The sequence below is a fragment of the Nesterenkonia maliinae genome (genome assembly GCF_051262655.1).
GTDB lineage: Bacteria > Actinomycetota > Actinomycetes > Actinomycetales > Micrococcaceae > Nesterenkonia.
In genome coordinates this window covers 631,881-658,062 of the sequence record NZ_JBIMEY010000001.1, presented here as the reverse complement: position 1 = coordinate 658,062, position 26,182 = coordinate 631,881, and the positions used below count along the sequence as shown (strand labels likewise).

The 26,182-nt window shown below is 67.6% G+C and carries 23 protein-coding genes and 1 tRNA gene; 14 read left to right on the top strand and 10 right to left on the bottom strand.

Features of this window, described 5'->3' with window-relative positions; all coding sequences use genetic code 11:
• Position 1: 1 nt before the first annotated feature.
• The 5 genes from zwf to serB form a co-directional block, all read right to left on the bottom strand.
• Entirely contained in the window at positions 2-1,471 is a 1,470-nt protein-coding gene (zwf, locus tag ACHAA4_RS03030; RefSeq protein ID WP_435772977.1) for a glucose-6-phosphate dehydrogenase, read from the bottom strand.
• 146 nt (positions 1,472-1,617) lie between these two features.
• On the bottom strand, positions 1,618-3,267 hold the full coding sequence (locus ACHAA4_RS03025; protein ID WP_435772704.1) for a phosphoglucose isomerase-related protein: 1,650 nt from the start codon (positions 3,265-3,267) through the stop codon (positions 1,618-1,620).
• 224 nt (positions 3,268-3,491) lie between these two features.
• A complete protein-coding gene (gene tal, locus ACHAA4_RS03020; protein WP_435772703.1) occupies positions 3,492-4,613 on the bottom strand; it encodes a transaldolase in 1,122 nt (373 codons plus the stop codon).
• A 128-nt stretch (positions 4,614-4,741) separates the two neighbouring features.
• Entirely contained in the window at positions 4,742-6,853 is a 2,112-nt protein-coding gene (gene tkt, locus ACHAA4_RS03015; RefSeq protein WP_435772702.1) for a transketolase, read from the bottom strand.
• 237 nt (positions 6,854-7,090) lie between these two features.
• Positions 7,091-8,053, bottom strand: a complete 963-nt coding sequence (gene serB, locus ACHAA4_RS03010) for a phosphoserine phosphatase SerB (RefSeq protein ID WP_435772701.1) — start codon at positions 8,051-8,053, stop codon at positions 7,091-7,093.
• A gap of 48 nt (positions 8,054-8,101) precedes the next feature.
• Here serB and ACHAA4_RS03005 point away from each other — a divergent pair, with 48 nt between their 5' ends.
• From ACHAA4_RS03005 to ACHAA4_RS02995, 3 genes are all read left to right on the top strand, one after another.
• Complete coding sequence (locus ACHAA4_RS03005; protein WP_435772700.1) at positions 8,102-8,950, top strand: ABC transporter ATP-binding protein; 849 nt, start codon at positions 8,102-8,104, stop codon at positions 8,948-8,950.
• A complete protein-coding gene (locus ACHAA4_RS03000; protein ID WP_435772699.1) occupies positions 8,950-9,879 on the top strand; it encodes a sulfite exporter TauE/SafE family protein in 930 nt (309 codons plus the stop codon). Before ACHAA4_RS03005 ends, ACHAA4_RS03000 begins: the two co-directional genes overlap by 1 nt.
• Positions 9,880-10,064: 185 nt before the next feature.
• Positions 10,065-10,322, top strand: a complete 258-nt coding sequence (locus ACHAA4_RS02995) for a type B 50S ribosomal protein L31 (protein ID WP_207172421.1) — start codon at positions 10,065-10,067, stop codon at positions 10,320-10,322.
• Between the two features lie 108 nt (positions 10,323-10,430).
• Here the strand turns inward: ACHAA4_RS02995 and yczR are convergent, their stop codons facing one another.
• Positions 10,431-11,846: a MocR-like transcription factor YczR gene (gene yczR / locus ACHAA4_RS02990; RefSeq protein ID WP_435772698.1), complete on the bottom strand. Its 1,416-nt coding sequence runs from the start codon at positions 11,844-11,846 to the stop codon at positions 10,431-10,433.
• Positions 11,847-11,907: 61 nt separating this feature from the next.
• On the opposite strand from yczR, the gene yczE reads away from it, so the two are divergent.
• From yczE to ACHAA4_RS02960, 6 genes are all read left to right on the top strand, one after another.
• Positions 11,908-12,597, top strand: coding sequence for a membrane protein YczE (yczE, locus tag ACHAA4_RS02985; protein ID WP_435772697.1), 690 nt, complete (start codon positions 11,908-11,910; stop codon positions 12,595-12,597).
• Between the two features lie 327 nt (positions 12,598-12,924).
• Positions 12,925-13,602 (top strand): hypothetical protein, encoded by a 678-nt coding sequence (locus tag ACHAA4_RS02980; RefSeq protein ID WP_435772696.1) that lies wholly within the window; start codon positions 12,925-12,927, stop codon positions 13,600-13,602.
• Between the two features lie 212 nt (positions 13,603-13,814).
• On the top strand, positions 13,815-14,828 hold the full coding sequence (locus tag ACHAA4_RS02975) for a sugar-transfer associated ATP-grasp domain-containing protein (protein WP_435772695.1): 1,014 nt from the start codon (positions 13,815-13,817) through the stop codon (positions 14,826-14,828).
• A 48-nt stretch (positions 14,829-14,876) separates the two neighbouring features.
• Entirely contained in the window at positions 14,877-15,968 is a 1,092-nt protein-coding gene (gene lplB, locus ACHAA4_RS02970; RefSeq protein ID WP_435772694.1) for a lipoate-protein ligase small subunit, read from the top strand.
• Positions 15,969-16,075: 107 nt separating this feature from the next.
• A tRNA-Leu gene (locus ACHAA4_RS02965) sits at positions 16,076-16,161 on the top strand.
• A gap of 264 nt (positions 16,162-16,425) precedes the next feature.
• The gene (locus ACHAA4_RS02960) at positions 16,426-17,592 is read left to right on the top strand and encodes a DUF697 domain-containing protein (protein ID WP_435772693.1); all 1,167 of its coding nucleotides are present in this window, start codon (positions 16,426-16,428) and stop codon (positions 17,590-17,592) included.
• A 215-nt stretch (positions 17,593-17,807) separates the two neighbouring features.
• On the opposite strand, the gene ACHAA4_RS02955 is transcribed toward ACHAA4_RS02960, so the two are convergent.
• The 3 genes from ACHAA4_RS02955 to ACHAA4_RS02945 form a co-directional block, all read right to left on the bottom strand.
• A complete protein-coding gene (locus ACHAA4_RS02955; protein WP_435772692.1) occupies positions 17,808-18,569 on the bottom strand; it encodes a maleylpyruvate isomerase family mycothiol-dependent enzyme in 762 nt (253 codons plus the stop codon).
• A gap of 37 nt (positions 18,570-18,606) precedes the next feature.
• The gene (locus ACHAA4_RS02950; RefSeq protein WP_435772691.1) at positions 18,607-19,200 is read right to left on the bottom strand and encodes a TetR/AcrR family transcriptional regulator; all 594 of its coding nucleotides are present in this window, start codon (positions 19,198-19,200) and stop codon (positions 18,607-18,609) included.
• A gap of 177 nt (positions 19,201-19,377) precedes the next feature.
• Entirely contained in the window at positions 19,378-19,968 is a 591-nt protein-coding gene (locus ACHAA4_RS02945; protein ID WP_435772690.1) for a YdeI/OmpD-associated family protein, read from the bottom strand.
• Positions 19,969-20,419: 451 nt separating this feature from the next.
• On the opposite strand from ACHAA4_RS02945, the gene ACHAA4_RS02940 reads away from it, so the two are divergent.
• Positions 20,420-21,754: a M20/M25/M40 family metallo-hydrolase gene (locus ACHAA4_RS02940; RefSeq protein WP_435772689.1), complete on the top strand. Its 1,335-nt coding sequence runs from the start codon at positions 20,420-20,422 to the stop codon at positions 21,752-21,754.
• Positions 21,755-21,790: 36 nt separating this feature from the next.
• Positions 21,791-22,951: an acyl-CoA dehydrogenase family protein gene (locus ACHAA4_RS02935; RefSeq protein ID WP_435772688.1), complete on the top strand. Its 1,161-nt coding sequence runs from the start codon at positions 21,791-21,793 to the stop codon at positions 22,949-22,951.
• A gap of 68 nt (positions 22,952-23,019) precedes the next feature.
• On the opposite strand, the gene ACHAA4_RS02930 is transcribed toward ACHAA4_RS02935, so the two are convergent.
• Positions 23,020-23,238, bottom strand: a complete 219-nt coding sequence (locus ACHAA4_RS02930; protein WP_106122851.1) for a DUF5703 family protein — start codon at positions 23,236-23,238, stop codon at positions 23,020-23,022.
• Between the two features lie 143 nt (positions 23,239-23,381).
• Between ACHAA4_RS02930 and ACHAA4_RS02925 the strand changes: the two genes are divergently transcribed.
• The 3 genes from ACHAA4_RS02925 to mshC all read left to right on the top strand — a co-directional run bounded on the left by ACHAA4_RS02925 (position 23,382) and on the right by mshC (position 26,169).
• Entirely contained in the window at positions 23,382-23,693 is a 312-nt protein-coding gene (locus tag ACHAA4_RS02925; RefSeq protein WP_435772687.1) for a primosomal protein, read from the top strand.
• A gap of 174 nt (positions 23,694-23,867) precedes the next feature.
• Complete coding sequence (locus tag ACHAA4_RS02920; protein WP_435772686.1) at positions 23,868-24,695, top strand: undecaprenyl-diphosphate phosphatase; 828 nt, start codon at positions 23,868-23,870, stop codon at positions 24,693-24,695.
• A 103-nt stretch (positions 24,696-24,798) separates the two neighbouring features.
• A complete protein-coding gene (gene mshC / locus ACHAA4_RS02915) occupies positions 24,799-26,169 on the top strand; it encodes a cysteine--1-D-myo-inosityl 2-amino-2-deoxy-alpha-D-glucopyranoside ligase (protein WP_435772685.1) in 1,371 nt (456 codons plus the stop codon).
• The last annotated feature ends 13 nt before the right edge of the window (positions 26,170-26,182 follow it).

Here is a 26,182-nt window from a genome sequence, read left to right as displayed (position 1 = left end):
TTTAGGGCCTGCGCCAGGTGCGGCCGTCACGGGCCAGAAGATCGTGGGCGGACTGGGGACCCCAGCCGCCCGGGGCATAGGGCTCGGGCTGGACCTGCTGGCCGGCCCAGTGCTCCTCGAACGGATCCAGGATCTTCCAGGAGAGCTCGACCTCCTCCTGCCGCGGGAACAGCGGCGGCTCACCGAGCAGCACGTCGAGGATCAGCCGCTCATAGGCCTCGGGGCTGTCCTCGGTGAAGGAGTGCCCGTAGCCGAAGTCCATGGTGACGTCGCGGACCTCCATCTGGGTGCCCGGGACCTTGGAGGTGAATCGGATGGTCGCGCCCTCATCGGGCTGGACCCGGATGACGACGGCGTTCTGACCGAACTCGTGGTCGTCGTGGTCCTGGAAGAGCAGATTCGGGGCGCGCTTGAAGATCACCGCGATCTCGGTGACCCGACGGCCCAGCCGTTTGCCCGCGCGCAGGTAGAACGGGGCGCCGGCCCAGCGGCGGGTGTTGATGTCGAGCTTCAGTGCGGCGAAGGTCTCGGTGATGGACTCGGGGTTGAAGCCCTCTTCGTCCAGGAACCCGACGACCTTCTCCCCGCCCTGCCAGCCGGAGGTGTACTGGCCGCGGGCGGAGGCGGCGCCGAGGTCCTCGGGCAGCCGGACGGCGGCGAGCACCTTCTCCTTCTCGGCGCGCAGATGATCCGCGTCGAAGGAGATCGGTTCTTCCATCGCGGTCAGCGCGAGCAGCTGCAGCAGGTGGTTCTGGATCACGTCGCGGGCGGCGCCGACGCCGTCGTAGTAGCTGGCGCGACCCCCGATGCCGATGTCCTCGGCCATGGTGATCTGCACGTGGTCCACGTACTGGGCGTTCCAGAGCGGCTCGAAGAGCTGGTTCGCGAAGCGCAGCGCGAGCAGGTTCTGCACCGTCTCCTTGCCCAGGTAGTGATCGATCCTAAAGACCGCGTCCGGGGGGAAGACCGACTCGACCACGGCGTTGAGCTCCCGGGCCGAGCTGAGGTCATGGCCGAAGGGCTTCTCGATGACCACCCGGCTCCACGGGTCCTCCACCGAGTTCTGCGGGGCGGCGAGCCCGTGCGAGGAGAGCTTGTGGCAGACGATCTCGAACGAGTTCGGCGGGATCGAGAGGTAGTAGGCGTGGTTGCCGCGGGTCCCGCGGGACTCCTGCAGCTCCTCGAGGGTCTCCCCGAGCCGGGCATAGGCGTCGTCGTCGTCGAAGCCGGTGGCTGTCACGAAGCGGAGCCCGGCAGAGAGCTGATCCCAGACCTGCTGATCGAAGGCGGTGCGCGCGGAGGCCTTGACCTGCTCGAGCACCTCCGCGGCGAACTGCTCGTGGGTCCAGTCGCGCCGGCCGAAGCCGACCAGCGAGAAGCTCGGCGGCAGCAGTCCGCGGTTGGCCAGGTCGTAGATGGCCGGGAGCAGCTTCTTGCGCGCGAGGTCGCCGGTGACGCCGAACATCACCATCGCCGAGGGGCCGGCGATCCGGTTCAGCCGGCGGTCGCGAGGGTCGCGCAGCGGGTTGCTGGGCTTGCTGCGCGAGCTGCCGTTGCCGCGCTTGGCGTCGGCGCGGGAAGAGGCGGGGCGCCCGGAGGCGTTGGTGCGGGACTCGCTCACAGGGCGTCCACCGTCTCGATGACCTGGGTCAGGCCGGCGGTGCGGTCATTGAGATGCACCTGCAGGACCGGCATGTCGTGTCCGGCCAGGACCTGGGCGTCGCCCTCGGCCTGGGCGGCGATCAGCTTCGCCAGCGTGAAGGGCCGGTCCGGAACTTCGACGTCGCGCTCCGAGCTGGTGGTCAGCTGCAGGAAGGCCCCCACGTGGGGGCCGCCCTTGTGGAACTGTCCGGTGGAGTGCAGGAAGCGCGGGCCCCAGCCGAAGGTCACCGGGCGTCCGGCGAGCGAGGAGAGCTGCGCGCGGATGGCCTCGAGCTGGGTCTCGGTGGTGCGGTCCAGGTAGGCGGTGACGGCGAGGTAGCCGTCCTCCGGGACGGACTTCACCAGGGCCTGCAGCGCCTCGCTCAGGGTCGAGGGGTTGGCCTCGGTCAGTGCGGCGCCGCCGATGGTGCGGAAGGCGACCGCGCCGTCGGTCACGGAGTCGCCGGCCTCAGGCGCCGGGGCGTCGAGCAGGCCGCGGGCGGCGGTCTTGGCGGACTCCACGTCGGGCTGGTCGAAGGGGTTGATGCTCAGCAGCGCGCCGGCGACCACGGTGGCGACCTCCCAGAGCATGAACTGGGCGCCGAGGCTGCCGCCGGTGCGGACCTTGTGCGAGCTGACCACCAGGTCGGCGTCGTCGTTGTCCACCGAGGCGCCGTCTTCGACCTCGACGTCGATGATCTGAGCGATGAGCACGTCGTCCTCGTCGCGGTGCAGCTCGGGCTCGCCGTCGGCCACGATCACCGGCAGCAGGCCGGTGCCGTTCTTGCCGGTGGACTCGGCGATGAGCTGTTCGATCCAGTTGCCCAGCCCGATCAGCGGGGAGCCGTCGTCGACGATCACGAGCTTGTTGCGCAGCGGCACGGTGCCGCCGATCGCGGAGCCCAGGCGCAGGCCGGGGTTGTCGGCGTCGTCCTCGGAGAGGATCGTCAGGGTCTCCTCGGCGTCGTCGAGCAGCGACTCCAGGTCGGCGCCGGCCAGCCCGGAGGGGACCAGGCCGAAGGCGGTGAGCGCGGAGTAGCGACCGCCCACAGTGGGGTCGGCCTCGAAGATCGCGCGGACCCCGGCCTCGGTGGAGGACTCGCTGAGCGGGGAGCCGGGATCGGTGACGATCACGGTGCGGGACACGGCGTCGATCCCGGCCTCGGTCATCGCCTGCTGCACGATCCGGCGCTGCGAGTCGGTCTCCACGGTGGAGCCCGACTTCGAGGAGACCACGAGCACGGTCTTGTCGATGTCGGCGCCGATCACGGCGGCCACATGCTGCGGGTCGGTGGAGTCCAGCACGGTCAGCTCCACGCCGGCGGTGGCGCAGATGACCTCAGGGGCCAGGGAGGACCCGCCCATGCCGGCGAGCACCACCCGAGTGACGCCCTCGCCGGCGAGCTCCTCACGCAGGGCGGCGATCTTCGGCAGCAGCGCGCGGGAGTCCTCGAAGAGCGAGACCCAGCCGAGCCGCTTGCTGGCCTCGTCCTCGGCGTCCACGCCCCAGAGGGTTTGGTCCTTCGCGGCGAGCCGGGAGGCGAATTCGTGGTCCAGCAGACCGGGAACCTGGTTCTCAGCGGCCTGACGGGCCGCTCCGGTCAGTGTCAGGGAGAGTGAGCTCATGACGTGCTTCCTTTCTCAGCCGAACGCCTCGGTTCAGCCTGGCCAGCATCTGCGCTTATAGGGGGCCGGTGGGATTCACATGGCTGTTGACCCTGATCGATGCCCGGTCGGGGGAGTCTTCGGCTCCGGTCCTGCTGGAGCCTGGGACGCCGCCCGAGCCGGGCACCGTACGGAGTGAACAGTCGACCGGTCAGCTCAGCATGCGAGCCGACCGGTGTTCAGGTTCAGCTGTTGCGCTTGAGACCATCATCGATGGTGCCCAGCAGGCCAGTCCAGGAGACCTCGAACTTCTGCAGACCTTCGGTCTCCAGGGTGTCGACGACCTCGCGGTAGCTGATCCCGGCGGCGGAGATGCCGTCGAGGACCCGGTTGGCCTCCACGTAGGTGCCGCTGAGCGTGTCCTTCTCGACGACGCCGTGGTCGGCCAGGGCGAGCAGGGTCTTCTCCGGCATGGTGTTGACCACGTCGGCGCCGGCCAGCTCGGTCACGTACAGGGTGTCCGAGAGGTTCGGGTCCTTGGTGCCGGTGGAGGCCAGCAGCAGGCGCTGCGGGCGTGCGCCGCGCTCGGCCAGCAGCTGCCAGCGCTCGGAGGAGAAGGTCTCCACCGCGATCTGGTGCGCGAGCCGGGCGTTGGCCACCGCGGCCTGGGACTTCAGCTTCTCGGTGCCGGGCTTGCCCTCTTCGGCGGCGAGCTCCAGACGCTTGTCGATCTCGGCGTCCACGCGGGAGACGAAGAAGGAGGCCACGGAGTGGATCTTCGAGATGTCGATCCCGTCCGAGTGGGCCTTCTCCAGGCCGAGCATGAACGCGTTGATGACCGCGCGGTAGCGCTCGAGGGAGAAGACCAGGGTCACGTTGACGCTGATCCCCTCGGCGGTCACGGCGGCGATCGCCTCGATGCCCTCGACGGTGGCGGGGATCTTGATCAGCACATTCTCCCGATCCACCGCCTTGTAGAGCTCGCGGGCCTGGGCGATGGTGCCGGCGGCGTCGCGGGCCAGACGGGGGTCGACCTCGATGGAGACGCGGCCGTCGACGCCGTCGGTGGCGGCGTAGACCCCGGCGAACACGTCGCAGGCCTCGCGCACATCGGCGGTGGTGATGTCGAAGACGGCCTTCTCGGCGTCGGCTCCGGCGGCGGCCAGCTCGGCCAGCTGCGCCTCGTAGGCCTCGCCGTCCTTCAGCGCGGACTCGAAGATGGTCGGGTTGGTGGTGACGCCGACGACGTTGTGCGACTCGATCAGCTTCGCGAGCGAGCCGGAGTTCAGCCGTTCGCGGGAGAGGTCATCGAGCCAGATCGAGACGCCGAGGTCTGAGAGCGCCTGGGTGTTCTTGTTCGCAGTCATATTTGTTCTCCTGATGCCAGGGTTGGATGAATCTGATGCGCCGGGCGCCTGGAGGCTGAGCCCCTTGAAGGGGCTGCGCCGGTCGGAGGCTCAGCCTCCAGGCGGTGCCGGGTGAGACGTAAGTGCCTCTAGGAGGCGGCGGCGATGGATTCCTGGGCTGCCTCGGTGACAGCGGCGGTGGTGATGCCGAACTTCTCGTAGAGCACCTTGTAGTCGGCGGAGGCGCCGAAGTGGTCCAGACCGATGATCCGACCGGCGTCACCGACGATGTCCCGCCAGCCCATGGAGGACGCGGCCTCCACGGAGACGCGTGCCTTCACCGCGGCCGGGATGACGCTCTCGCGGTAGTCGGCGTCCTGCTCGAAGAACCATTCGCGGCAGGTCATCGACACCACGCGGGCGGCGATGTTCTGCTGGCTGAGCGCCTCGCGGGCCTCCACGGCCAGCTGGACCTCGGAGCCGGTGCCGATGAGCACGACGTCGGGAGTGACCACGGCGCCGTCGCGGACGGCCTCGGCGAGCACGTAGGCTCCCTTGGCCGCGCCCTCGACCGCACCGAACTCGGTGGCGGTGGCCGCACCGGTGCCGCGGGCGTAGGTGGGGATGTTCTGGCGGGTCAGCGCCAGACCGGCGGGCCGGTCGTTGCGGCGCAGCACCTCGCGCCAGGCGATCGCGACCTCGTTGGCGTCGCCGGGGCGGATCACGTCCAGGTTCGGGATGGCCCGCAGGCTGGCGAGCTGCTCCACCGGCTGGTGGGTGGGGCCGTCCTCGCCCAGGCCGATCGAGTCATGGGTCCAGACGAAGATCGACCCGGTCCCCATCAGCGCGGCGAGCCGGATGGCGGGGCGCTGATAGTCCGAGAAGATCAGGAACGTGCCGTTGTAGGTCCGCAGCGGCGTGGACAGCGAGATGCCGTTGGTGATCGACGCGGCGGCGTGTTCCCGGATGCCGAAGTGCAGGTTGCGCCCGTAGGGGTTGCCGGTGAACTTTTCGGTGGAGTGGGACTCCGGGACGAAGGAGTCGTAGCCGGACATCAGCGTGTTGTTCGAGCCGGCGAGGTCGGCGGAGCCGCCCCACAGCTCGGGGAGCACGTCGGCGATGCCGTTGAGCACCTTGCCGGAGGCCGCGCGGGTGGCGACGTCCTCACCGGCCGGGAACTCGGGAAGGTTCGACTCCCAGCCCTCGGGCAGCTCGCCGGCGGTGAGCCGGTCCAGCAGCTTCGCGGCATCGGGGTTGGCGTCGCGCCAGGAGGCGAACTTGGTGTCCCATTCCTTGCGGGTCTCGACGCTGCGCTCGAGGATTTTGCGGGCGTGGGTGAGGACCTCGTCCTCCACTGCGAAGTGGGCCTCGGTGTCGAAGCCGAGCAGCTCCTTGAGTGCGACGAGCTCGTCGTTGCCGAGCTTCGAGCCGTGGATGCCGCCGGTGTTCTGCTTCTTCGGGGAGGGGTAGCCGATCACGGTGCGCAGCGCGATCAGGGAGGGCTTGGAGGTCTCGGCCTTGGCCGCCTCCAGGGCGCGGTGCAGCTCTTCGATGTCCTCGTCGTAGTCGCCGGACTTCTTCCAGTCCACGCGCTGCACGTGCCAGCCGTAGGCCTCGTAGCGGGCGGCGACGTCCTCGGTGAACGCGATGTCGGTGTCGTCTTCGATGGAGATCTTGTTGTCATCCCAGACCACGACGAGGTTGCCGAGCTCCTGGTGGCCGGCCAGCGAGGAGGCCTCGGAGGTGACGCCTTCCTGGAGGTCGCCGTCGGAGGCGATGACCCAGATGGTGTGGTCGAAGGGGGACTCCCCGGCTGGCGCGTCGGGGTCCATCAGGCCGCGCATCCGGCGCTGGCCGTAGGCGAAGCCGACCGAGGAGGCGAGCCCCTGGCCGAGCGGGCCGGTGGTCATCTCCACGCCAGCGGTGTGCCCGTACTCGGGGTGACCGGGAGTCAGCGAGTCCCAGGTGCGCAGCGCGGCCAGGTCATCGACCTCGAGGCCGTAGCCGGAGAAGTAGAGCTGGAGGTACAGGGTCAGGGATGTGTGACCGGGGGAGAGGATGAAGCGGTCGCGGCCGATCCACTTGGGATCAGTGGGATCATGCTTCATCATCTTCTGGAAGATCAGGTAGGCGGCGGGGGCCAGCGACATCGCGGTGCCGGGGTGGCCGGAGCCGACCTTTTCCACGGAGTCAGCTGCGAGCACGCGCAGCGTGTCGACTGCCCGCTTGTCCAGATCGGTGAATACGGCATTATCGGTCACTAGGTTTCCTCCAGATGGTGAGGGACGGTGGACAACGAGGGCCGCGCACATCGTTGTGCCGCGCAGGATCAACCCTACCGGGGTAGAGGCTATTCCTGGCGGATCATCAGAGCATTGCAGAATGCTCACGAGCGATGATCGCGAGTATGAAATCTTGGAGCCGGCTGCGTCTTCGCAGCGGCTGCCGGTGTCCTGCGACGGTGCAGGCCGGTTGTTCTCCTCCTCGAGCCGGTGGGCTCAGCTCATCCCCAGGGCCAGCGAGATGAGCTCGAAGGAGCGGTGGTCGATCACCAGGTCCGCCTGCTCACGCAGCGCGGGCTTCGCGCAGAAGGCGATTCCCACTCCGGCGGCGGTGATCATGTCCAGGTCATTGGCGCCATCGCCGACGGCGACCACGTTGCGGGGGAGCAGACCCTGTGACGCCGACCACTGTTCAAGATACTCTCTCTTGGCCCTGCGGTCGACGACGGCGCCCCGGACGGTGCCCTCGAGAATCCCCTGCGGCGAGATCGCCAGGTCATTGGCGTGGTAGCCGGTGAGGCCCAGATCCGCGGCCAGCGGGGCAAGCACCTGCAGGAACCCGCCGGAGACGGCGTAGCTGGGCCAGTTCCGGCGGTGCAGCTGCGCCAGCAGCTCCCGAGCGCCCTGGGTGGGGGTGATCGCGGCGAGGGTGGAGTCGATGACGCTCTCGGGCAGGCCGGTCAGTGCCTGAACCCGCTGGTGCAGCGAGGCCGCGAAGTCGATCTCCCCGCGCATCGCACGCTCCGTGACCTCAGCGACCTCGGCCTCCCGGCCGGCGTCGCGGGCAAGGAGCTCGATGACCTCCTGGTCGATCAGGGTGGAGTCCACATCCATGAGCAGCATCAGCCGGCCGTCCGGGGCGTGCAGCTGCGCCCGGCGCGGGGCGGGGAGCACCGTCTGGGTGACCGGGCCCTCGAGCTGATAGGCGGCGTCCTCGAGCAGCGAGACCGCCAGCTGGGAGCCGTAGGAGTCGTCGGAGTCATCCAGCGTCACAGACCACCGCACCGCGGAGACCTCGGTGCGGTCGGCCAGCGGGACCTGGCGCAGTTCCACACTGTGGACCACGCCGCGTCGGGAGAACTCGTGGGTCAGCGAGCGGATGAGCGGTCCGTCCAGCTCAGCGGCCGCCAACATGGCCACCGTGCCGGCGGGGAGATCAGGATCAGGGTGCGCAGTCATAGCGTGTTCAGCCTATAGCGCCTGATCCGGTTCGATAGTGTTGAGCGCATGAGCCCTGTCCTCGATATCCAGAATGTCAGCGTGCGCCGAGGGCGCAAGAATCTCCTCCACGACGTCTCCTGGACGGTGAACGAGGACGAGCGCTGGGTGATTCTGGGGCCGAACGGGGCAGGCAAGACCACCCTGCTGCAGATCGCCGCCGCCCGGCTGTTCCCGACCACCGGCACCGCGAAGATCCTCGACGAGCAGCTCGGCGCCGTCGACGTCTTCGAGCTGCGCCCGCTGATCGGGTTCAGCTCCAACTCGCTGACCACCACGGTCCCGATGCAGGAGACGGCGCTCAACGTCGTTGTCACCGCCGCCTACGGGGTCACCGGACGCTGGCGCGAGGAGTACGAGCAGCTCGATGAGCGCCGCGCATTCGCGCTGCTCAACGAGTGGGGCGTGGGCACGGTCTTCGACCGCCCGTTCAGCACCCTCTCCGAGGGGGAGCGCAAACGCGTGCAGATCGCCCGGGCGCTGATGACCGACCCCGAGCTGCTGCTCCTCGACGAACCCGGCGCCGGACTGGACCTGGGCGGACGCGAGGCACTCGTCGAGCGGACCAGCGAGCTGGTCAGCAGCGAGGAGGCGCCGACGACGGTGCTCGTCACCCACCACCTCGAAGAGATCCCGCCCGGATTCACCCACGTGCTGCTGCTGCGCGACGGCAAGACCGTCGCCGCCGGACCGATCGAGGAGACCATGACCTCGGCGAACCTCTCGAAGACCTTCGACACCGAGCTGGAACTGATCCACCGCGACGGGCGCTTCTCCGCGTTCAAGAAGCCGGCTGCGGCGGCCGCTGCGACGTCGTCGGCGGTCTCCTCGGCCGCGTCGTCGCAAGCTCGTGCCTGATGGAGGCGCTCGCTGACTTCTTCCTGGATGACCTGAGCGTCGCGCAGCTGCTGCTGATCCTGGTGGCAGGGATCTGGGCCGGCGCGATCAACACCGTCGTCGGCTCCGGCACCCTGGTGACCTTCCCGGTGCTGGTCGCGATGGGCGTCCCGCCGGTCTCGGCCACGGTCTCCAACGCGATGGGACTCATCGCCGGGAACTTCACCGGCGCCTGGGGGTACCGGCGCGAGATCCGGCAGGTGAAGTCGGTGCTGGTGAAGCTGATCCCGGCCTCAGTGCTGGGCGGCGTCATCGGCGCGGTGCTGCTGATCACCCTGCCCGAGGAGGTCTTCAGCCGGGTCGCGCCGATCCTGATCGTGGTCTCGCTCGGCTTCGTGATCGCCCAACCGAAGCTCTCCGCCTGGGTCCGCGCCCGCGCTGCGGCCCGGGAGAAGGGCGCCGGTGGTGCTGATGCTTCCGCCAAGGATGCCGGCTCAGCTGATGTCGGCTCCGCCGATGTCGGCACGCCGAAGTCCGGGAAGCCCTCGATGCCCACGGTCGGCCTGGCGCTGATGCTGCTGGTCTTCGCCGCCGGCATCTACGGCGGCTACTTCGTCGCCGCGCAGGGGATCCTGCTCATGGGCATCCTAGGGATCTTCCTGATGGCCAACATCCAGCAGGCCAACGGCGTGAAGAACTTGCTGGTCGCCGTTGTGAACCTCACCGCCGCGATCAGCTACATGTTCGTGGACTACGTGCTGCGCGACGCGGGGGAGCGGGTGATCCTCTGGGAGATCGTGGTGGTCATCGCAGTGGGCTCCACGCTCGGCGGACTCGTCGGTGCCTGGGTCGGCCGCCGCCTCTCCCCCCTGGTGCTGCGCCTGATCATCGTCACCCTGGGCCTGGTCGCCCTCTTCGTGATGCTGCGCAACCTCTTCCTGGGTGGTTGAGTTTTCCGGCTACTACGTAACCGCCGGAAAACTCAACCACCCAGGATGGGGCGGGCGCACCTCTGGGAGCGGGTTCCGGCAGGTGCGCGGCTGATTTGATATAGTGCTGTGTTGGTCCAAACTCGGCCCACCCTCAGTTCCACGCTTCTGGCAAAATCCAGCGGCAGATGAAAAGGACACACTTCATGAAGTCTGATATCCACCCCACATACGAGCCGGTCATCTTCAACGACCTGGCCTCCGGTGAGAAGATCCTCACCCGCTCCACCACCTCCTCGAAGAAGACCATGGAGTGGGAAGACGGCAACACCTACCCGGTCATCGACGTCGAGATCTCCGCAGCCTCGCACCCGTTCTACACGGGCAAGCAGCGCATCATGGACTCCGAGGGTCGCGTCGAGCGCTTCAACGCACGCTTCAAGGGCTTCGGCGGCAAGAAGTAAGCACTTCGCTTCTTTCGCCTCAAGCACCGTCAGTAGGGCCACAGTCATCGACTGTGGCCCTGCTGCTGTCTTGAGGGCCTTGAAGAATCCGTCGCTGCGGCCCGCCGCTCAGACCAGAGCCGGCTTGAACTCGGTGCCCACCGCGATGCTCGGTTCCACGCGGCGCCAGGCCTCGGCGAGGATCTCCACCGCGAGGCTGGTCTCCTCCGCGGGGTAGCTGAGCGGGAAGCGCAGGAACCGCTCAAAGGCTCCGCCGAGTCCGAACCTCGGGCCCGCGCCGATGGGAAGGCCGCCGTCGCGCGCGGCCAGGGCGAGCTGGGAACTGACAGGTTCCTTGATGTTGACCCAGGTGCACAGCCCGCCGGCGACATGCGGCACATCCCACTGCGGAAAGTTCGCGCGCAGCAGCTGCTCCACGTGATCGCGCCCCTCGGTGAGCTGCACCGTCCGGAAGCGCAGGATCTCCTCGTACTCTCCGAGCAGCTCCAGGGCGATCAGCTGCTCGAGGATGGGCGTGCCCAGGTCCTGGGCGTAGCGCGCCTGCTCGAGGCGCCTGATCTTCTCGGGCTGCGCGCGGATCCATCCGATCCGCAGCCCGCCCCACACGGTCTTGCCCATGGACCCGACGAGGATCGCCGGTCCGTAGGCCGCCAGCGGAGCTCCCGCGGCACCATCGATGCGCAGGTCCGCCGTCGTCTCATCGGCCACCACCAGCGTGTGGTGGCGTCGGGCGAGGTCCATGAGCAGCTCGCGCTGATGGCCCGGCATGACGGCGCCCGTCGGGTTGTGGAAGTCCGGCATGACGTAGGCAAGTGCCGGTCTGGCCCCGCGGAAGGCCTGTACGAGCCCGTTGTCGTCCCAGCCCCGGCGGGGATCCACGGTGACCGTGACGAGCTTGCGAGCTTTCAGGCCCAGGGCGTCGTAGGCGTGGGGGTAGCTCGGCGCCTCCACCAGAGCGGTGTCGGCCCGGGACAGGAATGTCTTGGTGATCAGCGAGATCGCATGCTGGGCCCCGAGGGTGACCATGATGTTCTTGGGATCGGTCGGGACGCCTTTGGCCGTGTATCGCTCGGCCAGAGCCTGGCGAAGCCGAGGCAGCCCGAGGAGATCGTAGCCGGTGCCGCCCAGGTAGCCCGGCAGCGCCTGCGCGGCTCTCAGGGAGGCCTCTCCGACCTGCGGGGCGGCGGGGAGCGCCGCCTTGCTGAAGTCGAGCGTGGTGGTGGTGCGCGCCTCGATGTCCTCGACCGGGCTGTCACGTCCCGGGATAGTGACCACGCTGCCCGACCCGCGGGTGCTCTGCAGGTAGCCGCCCTCGCGAAGCCGCGCGTAGGCGGCCGCGACGGTCGTGCGACTGACTCCCAGCTCGGAGGCGAGCTCCCGTTCGGCCGGCAGTCGGGTGCCGAGCGGAATCCGCCCGTCGAGGGTGAGGAGTCGGATGCGATCGGCGAGAGCACTGTAGGCAGGTCCAGCCACGCGCCACGCGCCGAGCTCCGAGGCCAATCTGCGGGCCGTGAGAACCATCATCAGTCCACCATGCCACAATTGGACTCTTGTTGTAATGCCAATCAGCTGGTGAACTTCTCTCATGAGTCTTCTTGGTGCCTGGCGCAGTGCCCAGCTGTTGGTCGGATTGTTCCTCTACGGGTTCTCTCTCGCGATGATGATCAGGGCCACCCTCGGTGTCTCACCGTGGGATGTCCTGGGCCAAGGCTCGGCGCTGCAGACGGGACTCCCGTTCGGCGTGATGACCAACATCATCGGACTGATCGTGTTGCTGCTGTGGATCCCACTCCGGCAGAAGCCCGGCGTGGGCACGGTCCTCAACGTCCTGCTGGTTGGCCCGAGTGCGGAGGTCGGTCTCGCGGTCCTCGGGGAGCCCGAGGCGCTCTGGATGCGCATCCTGCTGTTCACCGGCGGCTTGGTCCTCCTAGCCGTGGCCACCGGACTCTACATCGGAGCCCAATTCGGACCCGGCCCCCGGGACGGACTCATGACGGGAGTGCACCGTCGCTTCGGACTGCCCATCTGGCTGGTCCGCACCGGCATCGAGGGCACAGTGCTTCTTCTGGGCTGGCTGCTGGGCGGCCCTGTGGGTCTTGGAACGGTGGCCGTGGTCTTGCTCATCGGCCCGCTGGTCCACCTGGCGCTGCCGATCTTCCTCATCCCGATCCCCGAGAAACGACCGCAACCTCCCGGGCCGTCGTACCTCCATGGATACTCCCAGACCGAGAGCGTCGAGATCGTCGGTCAAAGCCATCAACTCAAGGGAACATGATGCTGTCACTGTTGTCTGTCTTGCTCTTCACCGTTGCTGTCCTTGCGTATATCGGAAGGACTTCGGTTCCGGCCCGGGAGCGCCTTCCCGTCACCAGCTGGAGTGCCAGGGATCTGTGGCGAAACGTCCGGCGTGGGATCGACGTGTGTGGCGCGCACACGCCGCTGCAGCGGATGCTGGATCAGCCCACCGACAAGGCGTCGAAAAGGTGAATCGCGTGCGAGCCTCGCGGGGGACTGCGACGCTCGATTCGGCCGACAATCCCTGAACTGAGGTTCCCGCGACCGGACCCTGTCTCCGCCCCCGCACTGCCAACTAGAATGAGCTATGGCTCAGACCGGCCGGACCACCGCCGCGGCGGTGCTGCTCGTCCTCGCGGCAGCGCTGGCGCTGCTGGGGGTGCTTCTCCACCACGGATTCCTGGCGGAGTACGGAATCATCACCGACAACGCACTCGAGGGCCTGGTCTGGGGGCTGACGGCCGGTGTCTCCGGCGTCGCTCTCATTCTGGTCCTCGTCGTCGTCGGGATCGTCCTGGTGCTCTCGCCCCGAACCTGGATCCGGTGGACCGCCGCGGCCATCCCGGTCCTCATGCTGGTCACGATGCTCGCTCTCACGCCCTTGGCGCTCCGGCAGAAGGTCGCGGCCCAGTATGACTCCGTCCCGCAATGCGTGAGCGAGGACTCGGGGGAGCCGGCTGCCACCGCGGAGCGTGAGTCCCAGGAGGCGTTCGAGTCCATCGAGCACATCGGCTACTTCAACCGCGGCGGAGCCAGCGGCGTCGGCGGCTGTGACCGCAGCCTGGAAGTCTCCGAGGAGGTCGAGGTGCTCGGGCATTACCGGAATGCGCTGCCGGAGGCAGGCTGGGACGTGATCGACGACGACGCCCGCCACGTCCGTGCCCAGCGCGATGGCATGGGGTTCGAGGTGACGCTCTGCCCCGGGGGCGCGGTCGTCTGGGCCGGCAGTGAGGGCGACGCCGGCCCCTCCTGCCAGGAACCCTGATCTGGACCCGATGTGCGGGGGCTCAGTCATGTGTGCCGCGTGGCTGAGCCGGCGGCCGGCGTGGAACCAGTTCCCCATTCACCTCAGAAAGACCCTGTCATTTCGGCTCAAATGAACATAGGTTGTCATCACCTGAACTCAGAGGAGCTGACGTGAACCTGTACACCGTTGAGCGGGCTCAGAACGACCTGCTGATGCGAGTCCGTTCCCGATTGAACAGCCGGACCGCAGCGAAAGTGCTCAAATCCATCGAGGCGGCCAATGGTCCGCTCGCAGGGCATCTCAAGGCACAGGCCGATGCCTACGCCGCCGATGTCCTGGGCTCCAAGAGCTATGCGCCCTGGTTATATGTCTACAGCGCGATAGCCGGAGAGTTCCGCGAAGGGTGGATCCCCGACAACTACTACATGTCGGTGGTCCTTCCGGCGATCGAAGGTCGCTATGGCGGGCTCTCCGACATGCGGTCGATGACCGCGCGTGTCTTTGGGCGTGAGAAGGAGATTCCCGACCGCGGATACGTGGTCAAGGGCCGGCTGTACAACGCGTCACTTGAGCCGGTCTCGTCGTTCGAGAACTTCGCCGAGCTCGTCTTCTCCGGTGTTGAGAAAGTCGCGTTCAAAGCAGACGCGAGCGATCGCGGCCGGGGCGTGCAGATCCTTGATCGCGCCAGCTTCACGCAGTCCGCTGTGGGTTTTCCCGATGGCGTGATCCAGCCCTTCATCGACCAGCACGAAGTCTTTGCTCAGGTCGCGTCTCGGTCGGTCGGGACCCTGCGGATGACAAGCGTGGTCGAGCCGGACGGTGAGATCACCGTCCGGGATGCCTACCTGCGATTCGGCCGGGATACCGACGACCACGTGTTCTCGGAATCGAATATCCGCGTTCTGCTCGATACGGCGACGGGAGCCTTCAGTCCCATCGGGTACTCGGTGGACTGGCTCGAGATCGACCGGCACCCTGATTCCGGCTTCGTGTTCTCAGGGAACCAGGTGCCCAGCTATGCGGCCTGCGTCGAGGCAGTGCAGCGGCTGCATCGGCGAATCCCGGTGGTCCCCTCCATCGGATGGGATCTCACGGTCGCCGACGACGGCTCGGTTCAGGTGCTGGAATGGAACAGCGGCCACAACGACATCAAGTTCTCTGAGGCGACGTCGGGCCCGTGCTTCGGCGGCCTGGGCTGGGAACATCTCGGCCGGGACCCCAGAGCGAACCAGATCGCCGGGTGATCGAGGGCGGCCTCTGCGCTCCTCGATCAGCACCCATAGGATTGCCCCATGACGGATACGCATCAGCATCACGGGGAGTACAAGGTCGTGGGCGGCAAGCTCGTCGTCGTCGACCTCCACACCGATCTCGATCCCCGCACCCACCCGCGGGACGCGAAGATCACCGCCGCCTCGGTCAACGGGGACTTCTTCCTGGAGCCCGACGAGGCGCTGGACTCGCTCAACGCCGCGCTGATCGGGCTGCCGACCCGCTCCACCCGGGAGGAGATCGCCGAATCGGTGCGTGCCCAGCTGCCGGCCGACGCGCACATGTTCGGCTTCGACGAGTACGCGATCGCTACCGCGGTGCGCCGCGCCCTGGGTCATGCCACCCGTTGGGAGGACCATGACTGGGAGGTCATGCCCGCGGTGCAGCTGCCCGTGGAGATGCACGTGGCGCTGGACCAGGTGCTCACCGAAGAGGTGGGCCGCGGCAACCGGCCTCCGTTGATGCGGATGTGGGACTACTCTGGCCGCGCCGTGGTCATCGGCTCCTTCCAGTCACTGGCCAACGAGGTGGACTCCGAGGCCGCCCAGCGGATGGGCGCGACCGTGGTCCGCCGGATCACCGGCGGGGGAGCGATGTACATGGACGAGGGCAGCTTCGTGACCTACTCGCTCTCGGTGCCGCAGTCCCTGGTGGACGGACTCAGCTTCGCCGACTCCTACCCGTTCCTCGACGCCTGGGCGATGGAGGCGCTGACCTCGATCGGGATCACCGCCTCGTACAAGCCGCTCAACGACATCGTCTCCACCGAGGGCAAGATCGGCGGGGCCGCTCAGAAGCGCCTCGCCAGCGGCGGCATGGTGCACCACGTGACCATGAGCTACGACATGAACGCCGACGACATGCTCCAAGTGCTGCGCATCGGCCGAGAGAAGATCTCCGACAAGGGGATCACCTCCGCGGCGAAACGGGTGGACCCGCTGCGCAGCCAGACCGGGCTGGCGCGACAGGAGATCCTGGAAGCGTTCGTGGAGACCTTCGCGACCAAGTACGGGGCACGGATCGCCGAGATCCGTCCCGAGGAGCTGGCCCGTGCAGAGCAGCTGGTGACGGAGAAGTTCAGCACCGAGGAATGGACCGCACGAGTCCCCTGATCTGGGCGGGGACAGCGTCGACGACGAGTGGTGGCGTGCCCGATTCGCGGTCCCGTTCAGGGCCGTGCTAATGTTTCTTGTCGTTGCCTTTGAGGCAAAAACAAGATGCGCGGGTGGCGGAATAGGTAGACGCGCTAGCTTGAGGTGCTAGTCCTCGTATAAGAGGGTAGGGGTTCAAGTCCCCTTCCGCGCACATCTGAGAACGAACCAAAGACCCCGGTCTGACATGGAGCAATCCAGTCGGCCGGGGTTTTTGCTTTGTTCTGGACCGGATGAGCCATTCAGTGGTGCGCCATGTTTCAGCACGGCCGCACAGCGGGCCCACGCGCTGAAAACCTCGCCCACCCGCGTCGTGCATGAACATCGGGCCCCCGAACCCTCCCTCCGGTACGCTGGCCAAGACATTGTGTGGGTCTCGGGACAACGCTCAGAACTCGAAGACGCCCGAGGGGGCACTATGGCAAAGCCGAAGAAGCTGGCAGGCAAAGATCACGACCCCGTCGATGACCGGCCGTTCATAGAGGCCAATGCGGACGCCAAGAAGCGATACGGCAGGTTCAACCTCGCCGTCATCGGCAACACGGGGGTGGGGAAGTCATCTCTGGTGAATGCCGTGTTCGGTCGTGAGCATGCCAAGGTCGGCAAAGGACTGCCCGTGACGAAGGGTGTCAATTACTACCACGACGATTTCCTCGGGGTATGGGACTTCGAGGGCTTCGAGATCGGTTCCACCGACGCTCCTTCAGAGAGTCTCCGGGTGAACCTGCAGACCATCGCGGAGCGACCCGCCGATGAGCAGATCGCCGTCGTGTGGTACTGCGTGCTGCACAACGCCGACCGTCTGACTGAACCCGACGTCGCCATGATCCGTGCCCTCGACGCCGCAGGTCTCCCAGTTATCCTGGTCCTGACGAAGACGGATTGGACGAAGAACCGGGTCACCGGCACGTACCGCGCCCCCGCAGATACCGAGCTGTTCCGAGAGTGGCTTGAGCACCCCGTGGACGGCGACGGCGAACCTGTCCACCTCCCACTTCGGCATGTCTGCGTCACCTCGGCTTCCGGCAGGAACGGAAAGGAGACGGGTCACGGGCTCGGTGACCTCGTCGACGCAACGATCGCAGTTGCGCCGGAAAGCGCGAGGAACGCCTTTCGGATTGCCCAGAAGCTCAACCTCGAGTGGAAGCGTCAGATGGCTCACCGTGTCGTCGTGGGTGCGTCGGTTTCCTCTGGGGCTGCAGCGGCGATCCCCATCCCTGTTGCCGACGCGACAACCCTTGCGCCGATCCAGATGGCCATGATGGGACGCATCGCGCACATCTATGGGCTTGAGCTGAAAGACATGATCTCTGCGGCGACATTGGCCCAGTTGGCGGCGCATATCGCCGGGAAGGCGCTGGCCCGCAGCTTCGTGAAGTTCATCCCCGTGGTGGGCAGTGCGGTGAACGGGACTGTCGCGTCTGCACTGACGGCGGCCACAGGCGAAGGCTGGATGCGCCTCTGCGAGCGAGTGCACACCGGCGACCTTGATGCGTCCTCGATCGCCGAGACGCTGGATCAGTTCAGTCCCACGGTTCGCTCGGTCGTGAAGAACATCTTCTTGCAGAAGGCGTCTCGCACGTGACTCCATGCGGGTCCGACGCCACGTGTCAGAGCGGGTCAGGCGCAGGGGTGGAGCAAGCGGTCCGTCTCAGCCGGCCTCGGAGACGCGGTCTCTTCCACCGTCCCCACAGCTATAAAACGCCCACCACGCATTGAGAGGCGGATGCTGCGGGTCGTTCATGCGTTTTTCGGGTCGAGGTGCTCGTAAATTCAACCCCTCAGCGGGAGGCCCCGCCCTCAGAACGGCACCTGGGTTGCCAGCAGTCCTGGAGCGGGGGCCCGGCCGCTGGTGGCGCGGCAGAACTCGAATGGATCCATCGCCAGGCGCTCGCCGGTCCCGTCCCCGACTTCCCAGCGCCCGCCGGCCGGCCCGCTGAGCTCCAGGACGTAGGGGCGCCCGTGGCGCTGGGCCCACTCACGCACGACGTCGGCGACGATGACCCGCTCATGATCAGCGGTGGCGACCATCGTCGTGCCGGTGGCGCGGGTGATGTCGATCCGGTGCATGAACGGATCGCGGGTGAGGATCACGTCGACGAGGTAGCCGACGCTCCATCGGCCGTCGGTCTCCTCCACCATGGTCTGGCGTCGCAGGAACTCAGGCGCTCGACGCCGGTTGCGCATCGCCCGCGGACTCAGTCTCCGGTATTCGCGAGCGATCTCTCCGGGGGTGAGTCTGGAGTTCTTCTCGACTTGGAGGGCGGTGAGCGCGTCGATCTGCAGGCCCCCGCGACGTCGAGCCGTCCACGTCGCCGTCGCCTGCTGGCGGATCAGCTCGGGCACCGAGGCGGCCATCTGGACCATGCCGAGCATGTGACCGGCCATGTCGCGCACGTCCCAGGCGGGGCAGTCGGTGGGGGCCTCCCACTGCTCGGGGGTGAGGCGGTCCAGAAGGTCAGCGACGCGCGTGTATTCCACGGCGGCGAGCTGGGCCGCGAGGTCACGGTCCAGCTGGGGGAGTCGGGCTTCCCGGGTCAGTTCCTGCTGCTTGCTGCTCATGACTGCTCCTTCGGGCAGTGGGTGGGGAGGTGCTGGGTCAGGGCAGGCCGAAGGTGTCGGCCAGCATGTCGATGGCGCGGTTGAGGAGTCGACCCCACCGGTCGCCGCCCGGGTCGTTGGCGTGTTGGGAATCCACCAGACCTCCGACCAGGGCGGTGAACAGATCGAGGTCCTCCTGCGCTGTGAGGCCGTGACGGGCGAAGATCTCGCGGGCGAGGTCCAGCGTCGCGACGGCAGGCGCGTAGTTCTCGGCGCTCGGGGTGAAGCCCGGAATCGTGCGCAGATTCATCAGCTGGTGGCGGGGGAGGTCGCTGGCAGCGAAGTCGAAGAAGCTCCGGGCGAGGAACCGCAGCGCCTCCCGTCCGGCATCCGGGATCTGATCCCGGATGGATTCGAAGCGTGCGAGGCAGTCGGCCCAGGCCTGGCCGAACATCGCGTCATAGATCGCGTGCTTGGACCCGAAGTGCGTGTAGAGCGACGGCGCGCGCATGCCGACTCGCTCGGCCACCCCGCGCAGGGTGATCTCTGCGAGTCCGACCTCTCGAGTCATCGACCACGCGGCGTCGAGGATCTCCAGCTGCGTCGCCGCACGCCGTTCGGCCTGCCTATCGCGTGTAGTTCCACCTAACATAGTTAGGAGTGAAGCACTGCGGCGCGTGAGGTGTCCAGGTCCTGCGGCTCCGCAACAAAAACGGCTGGGACCTCCGTGCACTACCCGGCCCTCAGCGCGGGGGAGTCGGCTCAGCCGCCATTTTCGGCCCACTGCTCGGCGCAGCGTCGGGGTCTTTCCACTAGTCGATCTGCCGCCTCATGAGGGGCGCCATTGATTGGCGCGCTGGTTCAAGGATGCCTGCCGCGCCGTCTCGGAGATCCGCGCCTCGCGCGTCGCGGGACGCTTGGCCTGGATGATCCATTCCAGGATTCCCCGACGCGCGGAAGGGGGAAACCGATCCCAGTTCTCGCGGGCCGGCGGATGGCGGGTGAAGGCCTCGGCGAGGTCCTCGGGCACGATGAGGTCTTCGACCTGATCGAGCAGCGACCAGGCGCCAGAATCCACGGCCTCAGCGACGACGCGCTCGCCGGCCTCGGTCATCGCCCCGCTGCCGCGAAGCTGCTCCACCCGGCGCTTGTTCGGCCGGGACCACGCGCTGCCGGGCCTGCGGGGCGAGAAATAGAGCATCGTGCGCTCATCGTCGAGCTTGCGAGGCTTGCTGTCGACCCAGCCCACGGCGAGCGCCTCGGATACTGCTTCGTCATAGGCCATCGCCGGCCGACCGGTGGCCTTCTTCCAGGAGACGAGCCACACAGAGGACTCCGTCTCATGGTGAGCCAGCAGCCATTCGCGCCATTGGCCGCGCGTCTCGGCGTGTACCCGCTGCGCGGAGTCTGGACCTGCCATGTCAGAACCCCCTGGTGAGGTGACTGCTGTCCCCGCGGCGCGGCGGGAGCATCCGGAGGAGATCGCACTCTGCGAGTCAGGATAGCGGCCCTCGCCGCCGCAGCCGAAGCCCTCGGGAGGAACCGCCGCGCAAGTCCCCACACGCAGTGAGGGGCGGATTCTGCGAGCAGTTCAAGCCCCTTTCGGGTCAAACTGGTCGCAAAATCCGCCCCTCAACGTGAAAAGGGGAGCAGGGTCAGCGCCGGGTGGTGCCTGAGCTGGGGTTGCGGCCGGACCGGCCGCGCACCATACGGAAGACTTTGCGGCCGAGCCACATGAGGACTGTTCTGATGATCATGGTTGGAGCATAGCCGAGGACACATCTAAAAGGCGCATGCAACCTGTACAGAGCCTGAGAGGGTGAGACTCGATAGGCTGGGGGCAGAAGATTCCCTACCCCAGGAGACGCCCTGTGAGCATCGCCCCCGGCACGAATCCCGCAGATCCCGCCGCCGCAGCCGAGACCGAGGTCATCGACTTCTGCCGGGACCTGATCCGCTTCGACACCTCCAACTGGGGCGAGGGCAAGTCCAACGGGGAGCGCGAAGCCGCCGAGTACTGCGCCGCGGTGATGCGCCAGGCCGGGCTCTCACCCGAGATCTACGAATCCGCGCCCGGGCGCACCTCGGTGGTGGCCCGGATGAAGGGCGCCGACCCGGAGCTCGGCGCGCTGGTAGTGCACGGGCACCTCGACGTCGTCCCCGCCCAGGCGGAGGACTGGCAGGTCGACCCCTTCGCCGCCGAGATCCGCGACGGCATGATCTGGGGCCGCGGCGCCGTGGACATGAAGGACATGAACGCGATGATCCTCGCCGCGCTGCTGCGGATGCACCGCGAGGGCCACCAGCCCCAGCGCGACCTGATCTTCGCGTTCTTCGCCGATGAGGAGGACAACGGCAAATTCGGCGCCAAGTGGATGGTCGAGAACCACCCCGAGGTCTTCGACGGCGCCACCGAGGCGATCAGCGAGGTCGGCGGGTTCTCCACCGACGTCGCCGGTCAGCGCGCCTACCTGATCCAGACCGGGGAGAAGGGCCTGCACTGGACCAAGATGACCGCCTCCGGCACCGCCGGGCACGGATCCGCGATCCACAGCGACAACCCCGTGGTCCGGCTCGGCGCCGCCGTCGCCGCCATCGGTGAATACGAGTGGCCGCTGGACTACACCAAGACCACGCGGGCGCTGATGGAGCAGCTCTCCGAGCTCACCGGGATCCCCTTCGACGAGCAGGACCCCTCCGAGCTCCTCGAGGCCACCGGCAGCGCCTCGAAGTTCATCGCCGCCACCCTGCGCAACACCTCCAACCCGACCCTGCTCGAGGGCGGCTATAAGCACAACGTGGTCCCCGGGTCCGCCTCGGCGCTGGTCGATGCGCGGACCCTGCCGGAGCAGGACGAGCGTGTCGCCGCGAAGCTGAAGGAGCTCGCCGGCGAGAAGGTCAGCTTCGAGCTGCTCAACGGCGGACCCTCGCTGGAGGTCCCGTTCTCCGGGCTGCTGGTCGAGCAGATGGTCGCCTCGCTCAAGGCCGAGGACCCCGAGGCTGTCGTGCTGCCCTACATGCTCGGCGGCGGCACCGACAACAAGCACCTGTCCTCGCTGGGGATCTCCGGCTACGGCTTCGCCCCGCTGCAGCTGCCTGCCGATCTGGACTTCACCGGCATGTTCCACGGCGTGGACGAGCGCGTCCCCACCGAGGCGCTGACCTTCGGCGTCCGGGTGCTGCACCGCTTCCTCGCCGCCCAGTAGCCCCACCTCACGCCACACCCACTGCAGGAGCGCACCATGGACCCCGTCACCGCCGTGCTGAGCCCGGAGCTGCTGGCGCGCCTCGCCGCCCGCGCCCCCGGATACGACGCACGCAACGAGTTCTGCCACGAGGACCTCGCCGAGCTCACCGAGGCCGGGTGCCTGCGCGCGATGATCCCCACCGAGCAGGGCGGGCTCGGCTGGGACCTGCCGACCCTGGTCGCCGCGCAGCGCCGGCTCGCAGCCGCTGCCCCGGCCACGGCGCTCGCGGTGAACATGCACCACATCTGGGTGTCCGTGGCGCGCAGCATGGTCGCCGGCGGGCACACCGCCTTCGAGCAGGTGCTCCGCGAGGCCGCAGCGGGGGAGATCTTCGCCTTCGGGATCTCCGAGGCCGGCAACGACGCAGTGCTCTTCGACTCCACCACCCAGGCCGAGGTCGACGACGACGGCGCGGTCACCTTCACCGGCACGAAGATCTTCACCACCTTGGCCCCGGTCTGGACCCGGCTCGGGCTCTTCGGCAAGGACACCGCCGCCACCGGCGACGCCGAGGAGACCCCGCTGATCTTCGGGTTCCTGGAACGTGAGACCCCGGGCTGGCGCACCATCGAGAACTGGGACACCCTCGGGATGCGCGCCACCCAGTCCCACGCCACGGTCCTGGAGGGCGCCCGTGTGCCAGCGGATCGGATCGTGCGACGCCTGCCGGTGGGGCCGAACCCGGACCCGCTGGTGTTCGCGATCTTCTCCTCGTTCTTGACCCTGCTCGCCGCCGTCTACACCGGCATCGGGGACCGGGCGCTCAGCTTAGGAGCGGACCTGGTGGCCAAGCGCACCTCGCTGCTGAGTGGAGAGACCATGGACCGGGATCCCGACGCCCGGTACAAGCTGGCCGAGGCGCAGCTGGCGCAGCTGTCCCTGGACTCCCAGCTGCGCGGGCTCGCTGCGGAGATCGAAGCCGGCGTCGAGCACGGCGCCTCTTGGTCACCTCGGCTCGCGGCGCTGCGCACCAACGCCACCCGGACCGCGCGCCAAGTCCTGGATCTGGTCCTGGGCGTCGCCGGGGGAGCGCAGTACCACCGCGAGTCCGAGCTCAGCCGGCTATACCGTGACGTGCTGGCCGGGATCCACCACCCCTCCGACGACGAATCAGCCCACCGGACCCTGGCGAACTACACCCTCGGCCCGCTCTGAACGGACCGGAGTGGATCGGCGTCGAGTCCCGGCGTGGGCGCTCTGAATCGTCGCGCCGGCGTGATCCGTTACAGCGTGCGCTGAACCCGCATCACGCGCCGACGCAGCCAATAGCGGCGCAGCCCGCCGGTGTAGATCATGGAGCGGCGGAGCTCCCATTTGCCGTACTCCGCGTGGTCGGTGACCCGGCGGCGCACCTCTTTCAAGGACTCCTGCGGCTGGCAGGTGATGACCATATATTCCCAGGTGGGGCCGGCGTCGTCGGTCGTGGTGTAGAGCTCGGCCATGGGCTGGGACCACCAGTTCTGCTGGGTCATCAGAGGTTCACCTTCACTTTCGTGGGGAGCTTCAGCCTACGTGGAACTTCAGTCTCAATCCGAGATCACAACCAGGACTTACCGAAGTGGGGTCTCGTTGGTACGGTGAGCTTATGACTATGGATCCTCGCGTGGCACTCAACGCGCTGACGAACGCTCTTGAAGAGCATCTCTCCGCCTCGCTGAACCGCCGTGGAGATGAGGATCCTTCGGTGGAATCCGCGTTCTACAACATCTCCGACGCTTTCGAAGCCTATGAGGACGCCCTCTTCGCCGCCAGCGGCGAGGTCACCCCGCTGGACCTCTACGACGAGGATGACGACGACAGCGACGAGGACGACGACGATGACCTCGACGAAGATGACGACGACGAGGACTCCGACGGCGAAGACGAGATCTACGAGGACGACGACGAGGAACGCTGAGCGCTCCGCGCCGGAACGCTGAGCGACCCATACCGCTCCAGCTGAAACCCAGATCACTTGCAGGGCTTTAACAGGGCTCAGCCAGCGCACTTCCAGCGCGCTCACAGCCGTTCGTGATCCTCACCACCGTGGTGGGTCCCAGGCATCTGGGCCCCGATGCTCTAAGCTCGGCCTGTGCAGTGGATAGAAGCGATCATTCTCGGCCTGGTGCAAGGCCTGACAGAGTTCCTCCCCGTCTCATCGTCCGCGCATCTGCGGATCGTGGGGGAGTTCCTGCCCGGTGCCGCTGACCCCGGCGCCGCCTTCACCGCGATCACCCAGCTCGGCACCGAATTCGCCGTGCTGGTCTACTTCTGGCGCGACATCGTGCGCATCGTCAAGGCCTGGTTCGCCGCCCTGGCCGGCAAGCTGCCGCATTCCGACGCCGACGTGCGGATGGGCTGGCTCATCATCGTCGGCAGCATCCCGATCGTGGTGCTCGGACTGCTGCTAGAGGACATGATCGAATCGGTCTTCCGCACGCTCTGGCTCACCGCCACGATGCTGGTGGTCTTCGGCGTGCTGCTGGCCTTCGCCGACGCCTACGGCAAGCAGCGCAAACCGCTGGACCAGCTCAGCATCCGCGACGGAATCATCTTCGGCTTTGCCCAGGCCATGGCCCTGATCCCCGGGGTCTCCCGCTCCGGCGGTACCATCACCGCGGGCCTGCTCATGGGCTACACCCGTGAGGCCGCCGCCCGGTATTCCTTCCTGCTGGCGATCCCCGCAGTCTTCGGCTCGGGCTTCTATAAGCTCTTCGGCTCACTCGGGGAGCAGACCGGTCCCTACACGATGGGTCAGACCCTGCTGGCCACGCTCGTCGGGTTCTTCGTGGCCTATCTGATCATCGGCTGGTTCCTCAAATATGTCTCCACGAACTCCTACACCTTGTTCGTGAACTACCGGATCCTGCTGGGCCTGTTCGTCTACGTGATGCTCGGCCTCGGAATCATCAACGCCTGATCGGCGTTGCGTCAGTAACGACATTCTTCCCGGCAGGGGATTCTTCGGCGGTTGACCCTCCGGATGACCTGCTGGGCTGCCCCACTGGTGAAAGGACCTGTGCGTGAAATCGTGGATCTCCCCGGACGTGCCCACCCTGCCTGCGCTGCCCGAGACCCTGCAGCTGCACGACACGTCAGCGGGCACTCTGGTCCCGGTGGAGTCCACCGACGGCGTGGGGTCCCTCTACGTCTGCGGCATCACCCCCTATGACGCCACCCACCTGGGCCACGCCAACACCTACGTCCAGTTCGACCTGCTGGTGCGTTACTGGCGTGCCTCCGGGCTGCGCGTGAACTACGTGCAGAACGTCACCGACATCGACGATCCGCTGCTGGAACGCGCCACCGCCACCGGCGTGGACTGGTTCTCACTCGCCCAGGAGCAGACCGAGCTCTTCCGCGAGGATATGGCCGCCCTCGGCGTCATCGCCCCGGACAACTACCTCGGCGCGGTGGAGACCATCCCGGTCGTCGCCCAAGACGTGGCCCAGCTGGTCGAGCTCGGCATGGGCTACCCGGTGCCGGTGCCGCTGGAGGAGCTGGCCGACGGCGTCACCCCCGGTGAGCGCGAATCCTTCGACATCTACTTCGACACGACGGCGGCGCAGGCCACCACCCCGTGGACCCTGGGCAGCATCGGCAACTACGACCGCGCTGAGATGGAGGAGCTCTTCCCGCAGCGCGGCGGCGATCCCGAGCGTCCCGGCAAGCGCGACCCGCTGGATCCGCTGCTGTGGCGGGCTCTCCGCAACGGGGAGCCGCACTGGGACGGGCGTAGCCTCGGCCAGGGCCGCCCGGGCTGGCACATCGAGTGTTCAGTCATCGCCCGGCGCCACCTGCCCGCCCCGTTCATGGTCCAGGGCGGCGGCTCCGACCTGCGCTTCCCGCACCACGAGTTCAGCGCCGCCCATGCCACCGCCGCCGACGGCGTCGCGCTGGCCAAGACCTATCTGCACGCCGGGATGGTCGGTCTCGAGGGCGAGAAGATGTCCAAGTCCAAGGGCAACCTGGTGCTCTCCTCGCGGATGCGCGCCGAAGGCGTGGACCCGCAGGTGATCCGCACCCTGTTGCTGAGCCACCACTACCGGGCGGACTGGAGTTACACCCCGGCTCTGCTCGAGGCCGCCGCTCAGCGCTGGGAGCGCTGGAACGCCGCGCTGGAGCAGGCCCCGGAGACCGACGGCTACGGGGAGCTCGGCACCGCCAGCGCGGTGCCGGAGGACCTGCAGTACGCGCTGCACTCGGCGCTCTCACAGAACCTCAACGCCCCCGCGGCGCTGGACACCCTCGACCTGTGGGCCGCCGGCCAGCTCGCCGGCGGCACCAGCCGAGCCCGGATCATCGCAGTGGTCAAGGCGCTGCTGGGCATCGAGCTGCAGCACACGAGCCCCGCACACAGCGTGACGGCCGGCGCGGTCAACACCGCCGGCTGACGCCGCCGGTCCG

Excerpts from the sequence above, each read along its gene's own strand:
- zwf (WP_435772977.1), bottom strand. The coding sequence starts at position 1,471 with ATGGTGATGTTCGGCGTCACCGGCGACCTCGCGCGCAAGAAGCTGCTC.
- ACHAA4_RS03025 (WP_435772704.1), bottom strand. The coding sequence starts at position 3,267 with ATGAGCTCACTCTCCCTGACACTGACCGGAGCGGCCCGTCAGGCCGCT.
- tal (WP_435772703.1), bottom strand. The coding sequence starts at position 4,613 with ATGACTGCGAACAAGAACACCCAGGCGCTCTCAGACCTCGGCGTCTCG.
- serB (WP_435772701.1), bottom strand. The coding sequence starts at position 8,053 with ATGACTGCGCACCCTGATCCTGATCTCCCCGCCGGCACGGTGGCCATG.
- ACHAA4_RS03005 (WP_435772700.1), top strand. The coding sequence starts at position 8,102 with ATGAGCCCTGTCCTCGATATCCAGAATGTCAGCGTGCGCCGAGGGCGC.
- ACHAA4_RS03000 (WP_435772699.1), top strand. The coding sequence starts at position 8,950 with ATGGAGGCGCTCGCTGACTTCTTCCTGGATGACCTGAGCGTCGCGCAG.
- ACHAA4_RS02995 (WP_207172421.1), top strand. The coding sequence starts at position 10,065 with ATGAAGTCTGATATCCACCCCACATACGAGCCGGTCATCTTCAACGAC.
- yczR (WP_435772698.1), bottom strand. The coding sequence starts at position 11,846 with ATGATGGTTCTCACGGCCCGCAGATTGGCCTCGGAGCTCGGCGCGTGG.
- yczE (WP_435772697.1), top strand. The coding sequence starts at position 11,908 with ATGAGTCTTCTTGGTGCCTGGCGCAGTGCCCAGCTGTTGGTCGGATTG.
- ACHAA4_RS02980 (WP_435772696.1), top strand. The coding sequence starts at position 12,925 with ATGGCTCAGACCGGCCGGACCACCGCCGCGGCGGTGCTGCTCGTCCTC.
- lplB (WP_435772694.1), top strand. The coding sequence starts at position 14,877 with ATGACGGATACGCATCAGCATCACGGGGAGTACAAGGTCGTGGGCGGC.
- ACHAA4_RS02960 (WP_435772693.1), top strand. The coding sequence starts at position 16,426 with ATGGCAAAGCCGAAGAAGCTGGCAGGCAAAGATCACGACCCCGTCGAT.
- ACHAA4_RS02955 (WP_435772692.1), bottom strand. The coding sequence starts at position 18,569 with ATGAGCAGCAAGCAGCAGGAACTGACCCGGGAAGCCCGACTCCCCCAG.
- ACHAA4_RS02950 (WP_435772691.1), bottom strand. The coding sequence starts at position 19,200 with ATGTTAGGTGGAACTACACGCGATAGGCAGGCCGAACGGCGTGCGGCG.
- ACHAA4_RS02945 (WP_435772690.1), bottom strand. The coding sequence starts at position 19,968 with ATGGCAGGTCCAGACTCCGCGCAGCGGGTACACGCCGAGACGCGCGGC.
- ACHAA4_RS02935 (WP_435772688.1), top strand. The coding sequence starts at position 21,791 with ATGGACCCCGTCACCGCCGTGCTGAGCCCGGAGCTGCTGGCGCGCCTC.
- ACHAA4_RS02930 (WP_106122851.1), bottom strand. The coding sequence starts at position 23,238 with ATGGCCGAGCTCTACACCACGACCGACGACGCCGGCCCCACCTGGGAA.
- ACHAA4_RS02925 (WP_435772687.1), top strand. The coding sequence starts at position 23,382 with ATGACTATGGATCCTCGCGTGGCACTCAACGCGCTGACGAACGCTCTT.